The sequence below is a fragment of the Chryseobacterium koreense CCUG 49689 genome (genome assembly GCF_001045435.1).
Lineage (GTDB): Bacteria > Bacteroidota > Bacteroidia > Flavobacteriales > Weeksellaceae > Kaistella > Kaistella koreensis.
In genome coordinates this window covers 223,519-237,907 of record NZ_LFNG01000001.1, presented here as the reverse complement: position 1 = coordinate 237,907, position 14,389 = coordinate 223,519, and the positions used below count along the sequence as shown (strand labels likewise).

15 protein-coding genes are annotated in these 14,389 nt (G+C 40.1%); 12 read left to right on the top strand and 3 right to left on the bottom strand.

Annotated features, from left to right (window positions below; translation table 11 throughout):
- Window positions 1-65: 65 nt before the first annotated feature.
- Together ACM44_RS01120 and ACM44_RS01115 are read left to right on the top strand one after the other, a co-directional pair.
- Window positions 66-623 carry a porin family protein gene (locus tag ACM44_RS01120; RefSeq protein WP_048498250.1) on the top strand — a complete coding sequence of 186 codons (558 nt, stop codon included), beginning with the start codon at window positions 66-68 and terminating at the stop codon, window positions 621-623.
- Between the two features lie 149 nt (window positions 624-772).
- Window positions 773-1,384 carry an OmpW family outer membrane protein gene (locus ACM44_RS01115; RefSeq protein WP_048498249.1) on the top strand — a complete coding sequence of 204 codons (612 nt, stop codon included), beginning with the start codon at window positions 773-775 and terminating at the stop codon, window positions 1,382-1,384.
- A gap of 96 nt (window positions 1,385-1,480) precedes the next feature.
- Here ACM44_RS01115 and ffh read toward each other — a convergent pair whose 3' ends face one another.
- Window positions 1,481-2,848 carry a signal recognition particle protein gene (gene ffh, locus ACM44_RS01110; RefSeq protein WP_048498248.1) on the bottom strand — a complete coding sequence of 456 codons (1,368 nt, stop codon included), beginning with the start codon at window positions 2,846-2,848 and terminating at the stop codon, window positions 1,481-1,483.
- A gap of 183 nt (window positions 2,849-3,031) precedes the next feature.
- On the opposite strand from ffh, the gene ACM44_RS01105 reads away from it, so the two are divergent.
- The 8 genes from ACM44_RS01105 to atpG all read left to right on the top strand — a co-directional run bounded on the left by ACM44_RS01105 (window position 3,032) and on the right by atpG (window position 9,034).
- Entirely contained in the window at window positions 3,032-3,307 is a 276-nt protein-coding gene (locus tag ACM44_RS01105) for an AtpZ/AtpI family protein (protein WP_160303944.1), read from the top strand.
- The gene (locus tag ACM44_RS01100; protein ID WP_048498246.1) at window positions 3,291-3,704 is read left to right on the top strand and encodes a hypothetical protein; all 414 of its coding nucleotides are present in this window, start codon (window positions 3,291-3,293) and stop codon (window positions 3,702-3,704) included. Before ACM44_RS01105 ends, ACM44_RS01100 begins: the two co-directional genes overlap by 17 nt.
- A 221-nt stretch (window positions 3,705-3,925) precedes the next feature.
- On the top strand, window positions 3,926-5,086 hold the full coding sequence (gene atpB / locus ACM44_RS01095; protein ID WP_048498245.1) for a F0F1 ATP synthase subunit A: 1,161 nt from the start codon (window positions 3,926-3,928) through the stop codon (window positions 5,084-5,086).
- Between the two features lie 74 nt (window positions 5,087-5,160).
- A complete protein-coding gene (atpE, locus tag ACM44_RS01090; protein ID WP_048498244.1) occupies window positions 5,161-5,355 on the top strand; it encodes an ATP synthase F0 subunit C in 195 nt (64 codons plus the stop codon).
- Window positions 5,356-5,451: 96 nt separating this feature from the next.
- The gene (atpF, locus tag ACM44_RS01085; RefSeq protein ID WP_048498243.1) at window positions 5,452-5,949 is read left to right on the top strand and encodes a F0F1 ATP synthase subunit B; all 498 of its coding nucleotides are present in this window, start codon (window positions 5,452-5,454) and stop codon (window positions 5,947-5,949) included.
- A gap of 2 nt (window positions 5,950-5,951) precedes the next feature.
- Window positions 5,952-6,491, top strand: a complete 540-nt coding sequence (gene atpH / locus ACM44_RS01080; RefSeq protein ID WP_048498242.1) for an ATP synthase F1 subunit delta — start codon at window positions 5,952-5,954, stop codon at window positions 6,489-6,491.
- Between the two features lie 18 nt (window positions 6,492-6,509).
- Window positions 6,510-8,087 (top strand): F0F1 ATP synthase subunit alpha, encoded by a 1,578-nt coding sequence (atpA, locus tag ACM44_RS01075; protein ID WP_048498241.1) that lies wholly within the window; start codon window positions 6,510-6,512, stop codon window positions 8,085-8,087.
- An 89-nt stretch (window positions 8,088-8,176) separates the two neighbouring features.
- On the top strand, window positions 8,177-9,034 hold the full coding sequence (atpG, locus tag ACM44_RS01070) for an ATP synthase F1 subunit gamma (protein WP_048498240.1): 858 nt from the start codon (window positions 8,177-8,179) through the stop codon (window positions 9,032-9,034).
- 49 nt (window positions 9,035-9,083) lie between these two features.
- Here atpG and ACM44_RS01065 read toward each other — a convergent pair whose 3' ends face one another.
- Both ACM44_RS01065 and ACM44_RS01060 read right to left on the bottom strand, forming a co-directional pair.
- A complete protein-coding gene (locus ACM44_RS01065) occupies window positions 9,084-10,949 on the bottom strand; it encodes a tetratricopeptide repeat protein (RefSeq protein ID WP_160303942.1) in 1,866 nt (621 codons plus the stop codon).
- Window positions 10,950-10,974: 25 nt separating this feature from the next.
- A complete protein-coding gene (locus ACM44_RS01060) occupies window positions 10,975-11,706 on the bottom strand; it encodes a LytR/AlgR family response regulator transcription factor (protein WP_048498238.1) in 732 nt (243 codons plus the stop codon).
- A gap of 222 nt (window positions 11,707-11,928) precedes the next feature.
- Between ACM44_RS01060 and ACM44_RS01055 the strand changes: the two genes are divergently transcribed.
- Window positions 11,929-12,399, top strand: a complete 471-nt coding sequence (locus tag ACM44_RS01055; protein WP_048498237.1) for a T9SS type A sorting domain-containing protein — start codon at window positions 11,929-11,931, stop codon at window positions 12,397-12,399.
- A gap of 40 nt (window positions 12,400-12,439) precedes the next feature.
- Window positions 12,440-14,356 carry an autotransporter outer membrane beta-barrel domain-containing protein gene (locus ACM44_RS14815; RefSeq protein WP_053215419.1) on the top strand — a complete coding sequence of 639 codons (1,917 nt, stop codon included), beginning with the start codon at window positions 12,440-12,442 and terminating at the stop codon, window positions 14,354-14,356.
- Window positions 14,357-14,389: the final 33 nt, after the last annotated feature.

Genomic DNA, 14,389 nt, shown 5'->3' with positions numbered 1-14,389 from the left:
ATGGTGTATTATTTGTGGAATAAAAAAAAAATTTTATATTTGCGGAACAATTAAAATTTTTAAACATGAAAAAATTATTCTTAGTTGGTGCTTTGGCACTTTTTGGAGCTATGAATGCTCAAACATTTGGATTAAAGGCAGGTATGAACGTGGCAAGCTTATCAAACATGTCGGGGTCTACTTCTAAAATTTCATTTTATGCAGGTGCTTTAATGAATGCGCCGCTTGCACAAAATTTCAGCATTCAGCCGGAATTGCTTTACAATGCTAAAGGAGCAAAAGAAAGTGGGGGTAGTGGTACTCTTAATTTGGATTACCTGAGTGTTCCTGTAATGTTCCAATACAATGCGTTGCCTAATCTTTATTTGGAGGCTGGTCCAGAATTCAGTTTCTTGCTTAGTGCAAATATGAAAGGTGGCGGTGAAACCGTAAGTATTAAAGATTCTACGAATTCTTTTGATTTCGGTATCGGCTTAGGTGCGGGTTATTTCTTCACGCCACAGATAGGGCTTACTGCAAGATATGTAGCAGGTATGACCGATATCGCCAAAGATAACGCCGGAGGTGATAAAATTAAAAACAATGTTTTCCAGGTAGGTTTAGCTTATAAATTTGTAAAATAATTTAACAGCAATAACATCAATAATATGCCGCCTCAGTGATTGAGGCGGTTTTTTTTGCCTCAAGTTTTGAAACCGCAATCTTTTTATGAAATTTCTGTGTTCACGTCGGGTAAAATCATTACTTTTGCGGCTAATTTTAACAAAAAATTATGAAGAAATTATTTTTAGTAGGTGCTTTGGCACTTTTCGCATCGATGAATGCACAAATGGAGAAAGGAAGCTGGATTGTATCCGGTAAAACGGGAGTAGGTTTCAACTCTGCAACTTCAAAGTACAGTGCGAATGGGCAAAGTATTGACGGACCTAAAGTAACTTCGTTCTCAATCACTCCGGGTGTTGGATATTTCGTGATCAATAATCTGGCAGTAGGTGTGGATTTAAGTTATACTTCTACCAAAACTACTTTTAAAGACAGTTCAATTGGTATAAATTATGAAGATAAACAATCCATGTTTGCAATTTTGCCCAACGCGACTTATTATTTTGCGACAGCAAATAAATTGAAACCTTATTTAGGAGCTGGAATTGGATATGGAAGTGCAACTTCAATCGATTTTTACAATGATCAAGAAACGACTAAAGGAGGTTTGCTTTGGGGAGCTAAAGGCGGAATGGTTTATCTGTTGAATTCTAACGTTGGTTTGGATTTGGGAGTAGCTTACAATAGTTTTACTACGAATGAAACCGTGGAATCTACGAAGGTGAAAACTACCATCGATACTTTCGGTGTAAACGCAGGTGTATCTTTGTTTTTCAAATAAAAATAAAATCATCCATCAACGAAAAATCCCGAATCTCATGATTCGGGATTTTTTGTCTTTTCTATTTCAGATCTGGATAAGGGATCAATCAAATCCCTACCTGCCAAACAGATTTCCACCCATTCCCGGTATTTTCGGCATTCCCTTGCTCATCATTTCCATCATCTGTTTTCCCTGCGGTCCCTGCATCATCTTCATCATTTTCCCCATCTGTTCGAACTGTTTCATCAGTTGGTTCACATCTTCGATTTTTCTGCCGGCACCTCTCGCGATGCGGTTTTTTCTTTGGGTATTGATGATCGATGGCCGCCTTCTTTCTTCCGGAGTCATCGAGTGAATGATGGCTTCAATGTGTTTGAACGCGTCATCCTGAATATCTATATCTTTGATCGCTTTTCCAACGCCCGGAATCATTCCCATCAAATCCTTCATATTTCCCATCTTCTTGATTTGGTTGATTTGCTTCAAGAAATCATCGAAACCGAATTCGTTTTTAGCGATTTTCTTTTGAAGTTTTTTCGCTTCCTCCTCATCAAATTGTTCCTGTGCACGTTCAACCAAGGAAACCACGTCACCCATTCCCAGGATTCTGTCCGCCATTCTTTCCGGATAGAACACATCAAGCGCTTCCATTTTTTCACCCGTGGAAATGAACTTGATGGGTTTCTCTACTACGGAACGTATCGTTAAAGCGGCACCACCTCTGGTATCGCCATCTAATTTCGTTAAAACAACCCCGTCGAAATTCAGTGCTTCATTGAATGCTTTTGCGGTATTCACGGCATCTTGCCCGGTCATGGAATCCACCACGAAAAGGGTTTCATCCGGTTTGATGAAGTAATGAACGGATTTGATTTCGTTCATCATCTGTTCGTCGATCGCCAAACGACCGGCAGTATCCACGATCACCACATCGTGATTGTTCGTTTTGGCGAATTTCACTGCATTTTCTGCAATCGCCGAAGGATTTGTAGCGCCTTCTTCCGAATAAACCGGAATTCCCGTTTGTTCACCCAATATTTTCAGCTGGTCAATCGCGGCAGGTCTGTAAACATCGCACGCCACCAAAAGTGGTTTTTTATTTCTTTTTTGCTTAAGGTAATTGGCCAGTTTTCCCGAGAATGTGGTTTTACCCGAACCTTGAAGTCCGGCAATCAAAATCACGGATGGCTTTCCGGAAAGGTTGATTCCTTCATGGGTTCCGCCCATTAAGTTCACCAATTCGTCGTGAACAATTTTGGTCATCAACTGTCCCGGAGTCAGGCTGGTCAACACATTTTGTCCTAATGCTTTGTCCTGCACTCTTTTGGTTAAATCTTTCGCGACTTTATAGTTCACATCGGCATCAACCAAGGCACGGCGGATTTCTTTAACGGTTTCCGCCACGTTGATTTCTGTGATTTTTCCTCGCCCGGAAATATTGTGTAGGGCTTTATCTAATTTGTCCTGTAAACTGTTGAACATTGTTTATGGTTTAAGATTTGCAAAAATAGGGAAATTCGATGATATTTTTATTGGTGTATGGCGAAACGAATGGCGCAATTTATCGTATTTCCATTTCTGCAGATCTCAACACTCTTTAGATACGCGATAAATCGACTGTTTACGGTGGGAAAAATATATTCCCTACTTTTGCAAAAACAAAAAATGTCCGACAACGGCCAAAACAAAGACGGTTTCACCCCGGAAGACGAGAAAAAATTCGCAGGCAACAGTCTTCGGCAGTATGGCGTTTATTCCGGGATCGTTTTCCAGATGTTGGCCACTATGGGGCTTGCTTTTTGGGGCGGAAAGAAACTGAACGACCATTTTGGCATTGAAAGTAATCTCTTGACACTCGGAATCGGTTTGCTTGGGATGGGATTGGCCTTCTATAATTTAATAAACCAACTGAAAAATATCCAGAATGAAGATAAAAAGTAACACCTTATATATTGTACTGTATTTTTTGATGTTCTTTGTGCATTTCGGGATTTGGCAATGGCTGAAAATCGGTTTTGAGCCGACTTTCATTAAATATTATCTTTTCCTGACCCTGCTTTTTGTGACGGTGGTCACGATTCTTTCCATCATTAAAAATATTTTTCCCACCTATATCGGATTTGCGTTCATGGGTTTGGTGATGTTCAAGTTGATGATCATGTTTTTGGTGATGAACAAGCTTCATCTGAGCGAGGTTCCGAATTACAAAGTCCACTTCATTATTCCTTACCTGATTTCACTTTTACTCGAAACGCTGTATGCTGTGAAAATGATTCAGAACGAGTATGCAAACAAGGAGAATCTGGATCCAAATACTGAAGACAAGAAAGGCGTCTAATTTTCATCATTTTGTTTTTCGAAATTTTTTCTAATGGTTCATGACAAATGTTCAATGAATCGTCATGCCATTCTGTTTCGTGAAACATTTTAAGCACTTGTTTTAAATATGATTTCTGATGGTTTCCTGGAAAATTAAAAATGAAAAAAATCATCAAAAATTGATTTCCATATTATGATTATTTGTCCTATTTTTGCAAAACTTTAAAATAAGATATATCAATGCTGAAAAGAGTAGTACTTGTATTAGGTTTTTTATCGACATTTTCTATCGCAAACGCACAGCACGAAACTGCTGCAGCATCTGCAACACAGCAAGAAACTGAAGCCAAAGCGCCGCTTTCTGAAAAAGAGAAATCAATGGAGGAAGTGAACGCGTTCAAGCAACACCACGTTTTGGACGGGCACAGTTTCACCATTTTGGCAAAGAAAAATGCAGACGGTACTGAAACTCCCATCGGCTTTCCGCTTCCGGTAATTTTTTATGATGAAGCAAACGGACTCCACATGATGATGAGTTCTGCGTTCCAGCCAACAACCGATGCTCATGGAAATAAATACGAAATCGTGGAAAGCAATGGTGCAAAATATGCCCTTTTCCATGAAAGAATTCTTAAGGCCAACGCTGACGGAACCTTAAACTTCGACGAGCATCACCATGCCACCAACGAAAAAGTTTGGGATTTTTCTCTCACCAAAAGTGTTCTGATGATCATCGTAACTGCACTTTTGATGTTGTGGATTTTTGGTTCTATGGCTAAAAATTACAAAAAATCATTAGTTCCTTCAGGTGCAGGTAAATTAATGGAACCCATCGTGCTTTTCATTAGAGACGATATTGCCAAACCCAACATCGGCCACAATTACAAGAAATATATGAGTTATTTGTTGACTGTATTTTTCTTTATCTTATTTTTGAATTTATTTGGATTGATGCCTTTCGGGATCAATGTTACCGGAAATATTGCAATTACTTTCGCATTAGCGATCATCACTTTCTTCATCACCCAATTTACTGCGAACAAGCACTACTGGCAACACATTTTCTGGATGCCGGGATTGCCATGGCCAATGAAACTGATCATGATGCCGATTGAGGTGATCGGAATGTTCATCAAACCATTCTCGCTTTTGATTCGTCTCTTTGCAAATATGTCTGCAGGACACTTAATCGTGATGAGTTTGATCGGATTGATCTATGTATTTAAGAATGTAATCGCCGGAGTTGCGTTCCCGTTCCTTACTTTCGTGCTGTATTTACTGGAAGTTTTGGTAGCGTTCCTTCAGGCGTATATCTTCACCATGCTTTCCGCGGTTTATTTCGGAATGGCGAATGAAGAACATGGACACGAAGGAGAAGAAGGAGGACTTTCAACTCATTAAGAAAAACTGGAACAACCAGACAGACGTTATAAAAATCGTCATTAAAAAGAACTAATTTTTTAAAATTATATATTATGGAAATGCCTAAAATCATTGGTGCAGGTTTAGTTGTAATCGGAACAGGTATCGGTATCGGTAAAATCGGTGCTGCTGCTTTGGAAGGAATGGCTAGACAACCTGAACAATTTGGTAAACTTCAAACTGCGATGTTGATCGCGGCTGCTCTTGTAGAAGGAGTTGCGTTTGCTGCTTTATTCGCTGTAAACTAAGAAGTTGAAAACTTTCATCTGCCGGGAACGGTTGGTTACGGCAGATGATTTTTTAAAAAATTAAAAAACAATTACAATATATTATCATAACTCATTATGGGATTATTAGAAAATTTTTCATCAGGTTTATTTATCATTCAGTCGCTGATTTTCATTGTGCTTATTTTTGTTTTGAAAAAATTCGCATGGAAACCAATTCTTGATGCATTGAACGAGAGAGAAGTGACGATCGTGGATTCTTTGAACCAGGCAAAACTTGCCAAGCAGGAAGTTCAAAACTTGAAGGCAGAAAACGAGAACATCATCCGAGAAGCCAAAGTGGAAAGAGACAATATCTTGAAAGAAGCCAGAGAAATCAAGGACAGAATCGTGGGTGAGGCAAAAGACTTGGCAAAAGCAGAAGGAGACAAAATGATTGAACAGGCAAGGCAATCCATCCAGGCTGAAAAATCCGCAGCAATGTCGGATATCAAGAGCCAAATCGGAACACTTTCTGTAAACATCGCAGAGTCTATCTTGAAGCAGAAATTGGACAATGACGGCGCTCAAAACGCTTTGGTGGAAAATATTCTTAACAACACTAATCTGAACTAAAAATGCTTACAGGTAAAGTAGCAAAAAGATACGCCCAAGGTTTACTGAATTTCACGCAGGAAATTGGAAATACCAATTCCGTTTTCGCTGAAATGGGTGACGTTGTGAAAACCATCGCGGGTTCAAAAGAATTGCAGAATTTCTTTAATTCGCCGATCATCGACGTGAAGAAAAAAGTGGGGGTTGCAGGTGAGATTTTCAAAGGATTTTCCCCAGTTACACAAAACCTCATCCAGTTGGTGATCAAACATGGAAGAGAAGGACATTTGCAGAGCATCGCGCAGGAATTCATCAACAAAGTTGAAGATATGAACGGTGTTCAAAGAATTACTTTGACTTCCGCTTCTCAGCTTTCCAGCGAAAATATCGACAACATCCTAAAATCAACCAGTTTGGTGAATCATGACCATAAATTCGACGTGAAATCCATCGTCAATCCTGAGATTTTGGGAGGTTATATTTTGAGAGTGGGCGACCAGCAAGTGGATGCTTCTGTGAAAACCAAACTGAACAAACTCAGAAAAGAATTTCAATTAAATTAAGACAAAAACAACCATAAAATGGCAGAAATAAATCCGGCAGAAGTATCTGCAATCCTTAAACAGCAGTTGGCAAACTTTGATACACAGGCAAATGTGGAAGAGGTGGGAACTGTCTTGACCATCGGTGATGGTATCGCTTTAGTGTACGGTTTAGAAAATGTTCAGTACGGTGAATTGGTGAAATTCCAAAGCGGTATTGAAGGAATCGTGTTGAACCTTGCAGAAGACAACGTGGGAGTTGCACTTCTTGGTGAATCAAAATTAGTAAAGGAAGGTGATACAGTAAATAGAACCAATAGAATTTCTTCAATTAAAGTTGGCGAAGGAATGTTGGGTAGAGTAGTAGATACGCTCGGAAATCCAATCGACGGAAAAGGTCCTATTTCAGGAGACCTTTACGAAATGCCATTGGAAAGAAAAGCACCGGGTGTAATTTTCCGTCAACCGGTAAATGAGCCCCTTCAAACAGGAATCGTGGCAATCGACTCCATGATCCCAATCGGAAGAGGACAAAGAGAATTGATCATCGGTGACCGTCAAACCGGGAAAACCACCGTTGCAATTGACACTATCCTTAACCAAAAGGAATTTTATGACGCAGGTCAACCGGTATATTGTATTTATGTGGCCGTTGGACAGAAAGGTTCCACTGTGGCACAAATCGTTCAGACTTTGGCGGATAAAGGAGCTTTGGCATACACCGTAGTTGTTGCGGCAAATGCTTCTGACCCTTCTCCGATGCAGGTTTATGCGCCAATGGCAGGAGCTGCAATCGGTGAATATTTTCGTGATACGGGAAGACCGGCTTTGATTATTTATGATGACTTGTCGAAACAGGCGGTAGCTTACCGTGAACTTTCTTTGCTTTTAAGAAGACCACCGGGACGTGAAGCATATCCTGGAGACGTTTTCTACCTGCACTCAAGATTGTTGGAAAGAGCTGCAAAAGTAATTGCAGACGATACGATCGCTGCGCAAATGAATGATTTGCCGGATTCTTTGAAACCAATGGTTAAAGGAGGTGGTTCATTAACAGCACTTCCAATCATTGAAACTCAAGCTGGTGACGTTTCTGCATATATTCCAACGAACGTAATTTCGATTACCGACGGACAGATCTTCTTGGAATCTGACCTGTTCAACTCCGGAGTTCGTCCGGCGATCAACGTGGGAATCTCTGTATCCAGAGTTGGAGGAAATGCTCAGATTAAATCAATGAAAAAAGTTTCCGGTACCTTAAAACTGGATCAGGCGCAATACAAGGAATTGGAAGCGTTTGCGAAATTCGGTTCCGACCTGGATGCTTCCACACTTGCCGTGATTTCTAAAGGTGAGAAAAACGTGGAAATCCTGAAGCAGCCGGTGAACTCTCCACTTCGTGTGGAAGACCAGGTGGCGATGGTTTATGCGGGAACTGAAAACCTGTTGAGAAATGTTCCGGTAAGAAAGGTAAAAGAATTCATGAAAGAATACACGGAATTCTTGAAATCCAAGCATCCTGAAACAATGGCGGCGATCAAATCCGGTAAAATTGACGGTGCGGTAACTGATGTTTTAAAACAAGCAGCAACTGAATTAGCGTCAAAGTATAATTAAAAATATTGTTTGAGGTTTGAAGTTTCAAGTTTGATATTGAGATTTTAAACCTTAAACTCCAAACCTTAAACGTTGAACCAAATTTTAGAATGGCAAACTTAAAGGAAATACGCGGAAGAATTACTTCGATCTCTTCTACAATGCAGATTACGAGCGCTATGAAAATGGTTTCGGCAGCGAAACTGAAAAAAGCGACCGATGCCATTGTCATGTTGAGACCATATTCCGAAAAACTTCAGGAAATTATCGAAAACGTGAGCTCCGCCACCGATTTGGAAGAAGTGGCAACCTATACCGCGGAAAGAGAAGTGAAGAAAATTCTCTATATCGTGGTGACTTCGAACAAAGGACTTGCAGGTGCATTCAACTCTTCAGTAATTAAAGAATTGAATCATGCAATCGGAAATACACAACATGAAGTGGAAATTCTTTCTGTCGGTAAAAAGGTGTTTGAAGCGGTAAAAAAGAGCAGAACGGTTTACGATAACCAAAGCGCTATTTTCGATTCCATGAGTTTCGAAGCGGTTTCAAATTTTATGGAACACGTGATGAAGGATTTCCGGGAAGGTAAATTCGACCAGGTTTTCGTGATTTATAACAAATTCATCAATGCCGCAACGCAGGAAGTGAAAACCGAGCAGGTTCTACCCATCGCGATGGCTGAAAAAACAGAAACGGCAAACACCGATTACATTTTCGAGCCGAATGCGAAAGAAATTCTGGATGTTTTAATTCCGAAATCCATCAAAACCCAGGTTTACAAATCTGTGTTGGATTCCATAGCATCCGAACATGGCGCGAGAATGACTGCAATGCACAAAGCGACAGACAATGCACAGGCATTGAAAAACGAGCTTGTTATCTTCTACAACAAAGCACGTCAAGCTGCGATCACCAATGAGATTTTGGAAATCGTAGGTGGTGCGGAAGCGTTGAAGAATTCATAAGGAATAATATAGAAATCTATGGAAAGCACCGAAAATTTCGGTGTTTTTTTTATTGTGGTATTTTCAGCTGTACAGAAGTTCCTATGGCGTTATTCTGGTCGTCGACAAGGTCAAGGATTTTTAACGAATATTCTTTGGCATAGAAACTTTCCAGTCTTCGCTCAGATATGCGCAATCCTTGTGATTCTTTACGGTTAAGGTTGGCGTTGTTGATTTCTTCTGATTTTTTCCTGCCGATTCCATTATCATTGATTTCGATGGAAATCTTGGAGTTGGCCCTGGATATTTTTATTTGCAGTTTTTTTTCATCCTTTTTGATCGCTAAACCATGCCAAATAGCGTTCTCTACAAAAACCTGTAATAAAAATGCCGGAACTTTCACAGATTGTGGGTTGATCGATTCATCGATTTCTATGGTATAATCGATCGTTCCTCCGAATCTCATGTTTTCGATAGTGAGATAGTTTTCAACGTTTTCTAGTTCCTTTTGCAGAGTGGTTTCCTTCTGTTGGATTCCGGTCAGTACATTGCGGAAAATTTTGGCAAATTTGTTCAGGTAATAGACAGAATTTTCGGTGTCGTTTTTAACAATATAGGATTTAATGGAATTCAGGGCGTTAAAAATGAAGTGTGGATTCATCTGAAGCCTGATCAAATCTTGCTCCATCAATAGCATTTTTCTTTCCTGGCGCAATTGCTTTTGCCTGGTCATGAAGTAATACAGCATACTTCCAATGAGGATCATGATCAGTGAAACATAAAAAATGACTTTGTTGGAGTTCAATTTAATCATCATTTCTTCTTTCGCTACTTTCAGTTCATTGATCTCATTTTTTCGCTTTTCCAGGAGATATTTGTTTTTCAGTTCGTTGATGCTTTTAAAAGTGTTTTCGTCATTGAGTTTTTCTTTTTCAGTCGCAAAGATTTTGTAAAATATCAAAGCAGAATCAGCCTTATTTTCTTTCTGGTAAAGTTTGGAAAGCAGTTCACAGACATCAATTTTCGAAGAAGTGAGTTTTTTTTGTTCAGCGATTTTCAGCGCTTTCATCATCGTGGCCTTTGCTTCCGGATTGTTTTGGAGCATCAGCAGCCAGCCTGTGTTTATGTAGGAAAGTGCGGTGTAAAAATCGTCCTGGATTTCTTCGGACTCTTTGATTGTGGGCATGATGTACTTTTCTGCTTCATCCAATCTGCCCAGTTTAAGATAAATGCCGCCAATGCTATTGTTACAAATAAGTTCGCCTAATTTTGAATGGATCCTCTGGTTGTAAAAAAGGGATTTCCGGTAATTTTTCAATGCGGTCTCCAGATCGTTTTTCTTTTCGAAAATCCCGCCGATATTTTGGTAGTTGATTGCCAGTCCCAGTTGGTTGTTGATTCGCTGCTCGATGCCGAGCGATCTTTGGAAATATTCCAGTGCATCGTCGAGTTGGTTCATGGTGAGGTAAACATTGCCCAAGCTGTTGCAGGAAATTGCGATATTTCTCAAAATGGTCTGGTTGGGGTGTTTTACAGATTCTGCAAGCTCTAATGCTTTTTGGTGATATTTGATGGCGGGAATTATTTCGTCCCTCCTTCGAAAAACAACACCCAGTAAATTCTGACTGATGATGGTTTGCTCCAGATTTCCTGATTTTTCCGCAATTTCCAAGGCCTTTTGATGCAGCTCAAAAGATTTGGAATAATTAGACTTATTTCGGTAAAATACACCCAGTTTATTTAAGAAAAATGATTCTGCGGTTGCATTCTTATTTTTTTTGCTGAGGAGCAAGAATTTTTCAAGAGAGAGGGTGTCTTCCGAAATTTTTTGATAAGTGCTGTCAAGAAGTGCATTGTCCGCCTTCAAATTTGCGGTAATATCTTTTTGAATCTGCTGAGACGGAATTTGTGCAGAAATCAGAAAAGTTATTATCATGGCTAAAGTTCGCATCCCCATCGATTCAGAAATGATCCAGAAAGCTTGTTTTCTTCTGCCTGGAAACTGGAATCTTGATATTGTTGCAGAGCATGACTTGGGAATCGTTCTTCATATATTCGGTGACCTTATTCATATTGATAATGTAGGAATGATGAATTCTGAAAAAATCGTCGGTGAGTTTTTCTTCCACTTGTTTTAAGGGAGTTGAGATAAGGATTTTCTTTCCGTTTTCAAGGTAAATGGTAGAGTAGTTTCCATCACTTTCGCAATATATGATATCTTCTGGCTGCAGGAACATCAATTTTCCATCAGTGTTGATGATGATTTTTTTATGGCCTTCTTTTTCGGCTTTTCTGTAAAGCTTCTCTTCGAAATAAGTAATGAAAAGATGTTCGTTCTTGAAGTTTTTAATTTTTTCAATGCACTGTCTTATCGCCAGAGAATCGGTTGGTTTTTGCAAAAAGTCTAGGCACTGCTTCTTGATTGCCGGCAAAGCGTAATCTTGATAGGCGGTAGTAATAATGACCGCAAAATCTCTTTTCGCGAAATTTTCCAGAAATTCAAAACCGCTCATTTCGGGCATTTCCACATCCAGGAAAACGGCGTCCACCTCATTTTCCTCCAGGAACAAGATCGCATCCGATGCGGTGTCAAATATAGAGATGACGCGGATTTCTTCCTTAAAATTTTCCAGTTCCCATTTCAGGCATTCCAGTGCGTCGGTCTCATCATCGATCAAAATTGCAGTAATCATTGACTTAGTTTTTAGTCAAAGTTATACATTTATTACGGATAATGAGTCAAAATATTTTGAGCGAATCTTCTGGGTTTCCTGATTTTTTACTGATGAGAAAGTTTTTTAAACCATCTGTACAGAATTTCCTGCCAAATGTACAAAGCAGGTTGTATAAAAATAATTTTAGTGAGAATTTTGAGATCACAAAACTAATAACCATTTTTTCTAAAAACATCAACTATGAAAAATATCTTTCTTTTTTTGTCCGCAGCCGGTTTCTCGATTTGCCATGCACAAGCATCGGTAAATGTTTCCGGTGGAGATGTTTCTGCGGCCGGCGGAAGCGTCAGTTATTCGATAGGCCAGGTTTTCCAGGAAACCTTTGCTTCTGGCGGGAACTCCGTGATTCAGGGAGTCCAGCAACCGTTTGAAATCACCTTACTCCAGGTTGATGATTTTGCGCCCATAACCCTTGAGATGAAGGTTTACCCAAATCCTACTTCTTCGGTCTTATTCCTAAACTATTCTAGTGCTTCCAAGGAAAATCTCAAGTATGAACTTTTCGACACTTCGGGAAAGCTCATCCAAAATGCTGAAATCCTAGACAAAGAGACCTCAATAGATATGCTGAAAAATCCATCCGGAATATATATCCTGAAAGTCTCGTCCGGAAGCAATTTGTTGAAAACATTTAAAATCATTAAGAAGTAAATTCAGTTAATAACTCAGATCCAAATAAACATTAATAACCATGAAAACCTTTTTTATTAAATTGAGCGCTGTTTTAATCCTTTCGTTTTTCCTAAGGATCAATGCACAATCACCAAACCTCATCAATTACCAAGCAATTGTAAGAACCACAGGTAATGTCCTGGCGATGAACAAAGCAGTTGGAGTAAAAGTTAGTATCCTGCAGACTTCACCATCAGGGACGGTGGTCTATCAGGAATTGTTTACCCCAAATCCAACCACCAATTCGAACGGTTTGCTTACTTTGCAAATCGGTTCCGGGACTCCGCAAACGGGAACTTTGGCTGCTATCGACTGGGGAGCTGGTCCCTATTTTGTGAAAACGGAGATTGATCCGAATGGTGGAACTTCTTATTCGCTGGTTTCAACATCTCAGCTTCTTAGCGTTCCCTATGCTTTGAGTGCGAAAACAGCCCAATCAGTTGCAGGAATTGCAGGGACCAACAATAAAGTGCCCAAATTCACATCAACAAGTAATTTGGGAGACTCGCAGATTTCTGACAATGGAACCTCCGTTGGAATCAATGTTGGAACATTGGATTCTAATATTAAATTCCAGATTCAAAGTACGACCGGGGCTAATTCGTTAAGAAGTACATTAGTCGGAACGCCGGCAACCTCAGTTGCAAGTAGCGGATCAATTTATGGTGAATCTACAACAGGTATAGGTGTCATTGGAGTGAGTACCTCTCAAAATGGTATTTACGGTCTCTCTACCGGAACGCTTAGTGGGATCGCCGGAGTCAACACCGGAACCGGTAAAGGGATATGGGGAGTTGTCACAGGAGCAGGAGTTGCAGGTTTTTTTGATGGCGGAACATCCGGAAAAGGACTTATTGTAAGCAATGGCGCAACCGGAATCGGTACAGAAAGTCCTACTGGAAGACTTACCGTAATGCAACCCAACACACCGGCTCCGGGAATCGACAACTATCCAGCAATTTCCGGGTATTCTTATACATCGGCGGCAAGTTTAAAAGGAGGAGTTTATGGTTACTATAATACAGCGAATTATGGTACCGGGATTCACGGTATTGGATATAATGGGATAGAACTTACTGATGCCAATACGAATTTTAGCACAGGTAATCAGGATATTGGAGTTTATGGCTCCGCAAATACGGCGGGAGTAGAAGGAGTTTCTGTTGGTGGAATAGGAGTTGTGGGTTATAACAAAAACAGTTCGTTTGCAGCAACAACAGGAGGAGGAAATACCTATGGAGTTTATGGTTATGCCAATACCATCGGAGGTGCAACGGTTCCCAATACACGTTATGGCGTATATGGTTATGCAACAGGAGCTACGACAAATTATGCAGGCTATTTCAGCGGTAATGTGCAGGTTACCGGTTCGGTCGCAAAAGGGAGTGGTACCTTCAAAATCGATCACCCTCTAGATCCTGAAAACAAATACCTTTACCATAGCTTTGTTGAAAGCCCGGATATGATGAATGTTTACAACGGAAACATTACCACGGATTCCAATGGAACAGCCTCTGTGATAATGCCAGATTACTTCAGCGCCTTGAACAAGGATTTTAGGTATCAGCTGACGGTAATAGGTACTTTTGCACAGGCAATTATCTCCCAGGAAATCAAGGGAAATACCTTTGTCATTAAAACCGATAAACCCAACGTCAAAGTAAGTTGGCAAGTAACCGGTGTACGTCAGGATAAGTTTGCCAATGCACACCGAGTAGTTCCCGAAGTTGAAAAAGAACCGGAAATGAAAGGAAAATATCTTCATGCCAAGGAATGGGGAAAACCTGAAAGTCAAAGTATAGATTTGATGAGCAGACCATTGGATAAATTACCGGAAACCGCCATGAAGGGAAAACCCGCTGAAAGCAATACAAAACCCGCAAATAAAGAAAAAACGGCAAAAGGAGAAATTGCTGGAGCAATCATTAAAAATTAATCGTAGAAAATTTTACAATAGTTAGCCAATCGG

Excerpts from the sequence above, each read along its gene's own strand:
- ACM44_RS01065 (WP_160303942.1), bottom strand. The coding sequence starts at position 10,949 with ATGATAATAACTTTTCTGATTTCTGCACAAATTCCGTCTCAGCAGATT.
- atpF (WP_048498243.1), top strand. The coding sequence starts at position 5,452 with ATGGGATTATTAGAAAATTTTTCATCAGGTTTATTTATCATTCAGTCG.
- ACM44_RS14815 (WP_053215419.1), top strand. The coding sequence starts at position 12,440 with ATGAAAACCTTTTTTATTAAATTGAGCGCTGTTTTAATCCTTTCGTTT.
- atpE (WP_048498244.1), top strand. The coding sequence starts at position 5,161 with ATGGAAATGCCTAAAATCATTGGTGCAGGTTTAGTTGTAATCGGAACA.
- ACM44_RS01105 (WP_160303944.1), top strand. The coding sequence starts at position 3,032 with ATGTCCGACAACGGCCAAAACAAAGACGGTTTCACCCCGGAAGACGAG.
- atpA (WP_048498241.1), top strand. The coding sequence starts at position 6,510 with ATGGCAGAAATAAATCCGGCAGAAGTATCTGCAATCCTTAAACAGCAG.
- atpB (WP_048498245.1), top strand. The coding sequence starts at position 3,926 with ATGCTGAAAAGAGTAGTACTTGTATTAGGTTTTTTATCGACATTTTCT.
- atpG (WP_048498240.1), top strand. The coding sequence starts at position 8,177 with ATGGCAAACTTAAAGGAAATACGCGGAAGAATTACTTCGATCTCTTCT.
- ACM44_RS01115 (WP_048498249.1), top strand. The coding sequence starts at position 773 with ATGAAGAAATTATTTTTAGTAGGTGCTTTGGCACTTTTCGCATCGATG.
- ACM44_RS01055 (WP_048498237.1), top strand. The coding sequence starts at position 11,929 with ATGAAAAATATCTTTCTTTTTTTGTCCGCAGCCGGTTTCTCGATTTGC.
- ffh (WP_048498248.1), bottom strand. The coding sequence starts at position 2,848 with ATGTTCAACAGTTTACAGGACAAATTAGATAAAGCCCTACACAATATT.
- ACM44_RS01120 (WP_048498250.1), top strand. The coding sequence starts at position 66 with ATGAAAAAATTATTCTTAGTTGGTGCTTTGGCACTTTTTGGAGCTATG.
- atpH (WP_048498242.1), top strand. The coding sequence starts at position 5,952 with ATGCTTACAGGTAAAGTAGCAAAAAGATACGCCCAAGGTTTACTGAAT.
- ACM44_RS01100 (WP_048498246.1), top strand. The coding sequence starts at position 3,291 with ATGAAGATAAAAAGTAACACCTTATATATTGTACTGTATTTTTTGATG.
- ACM44_RS01060 (WP_048498238.1), bottom strand. The coding sequence starts at position 11,706 with ATGATTACTGCAATTTTGATCGATGATGAGACCGACGCACTGGAATGC.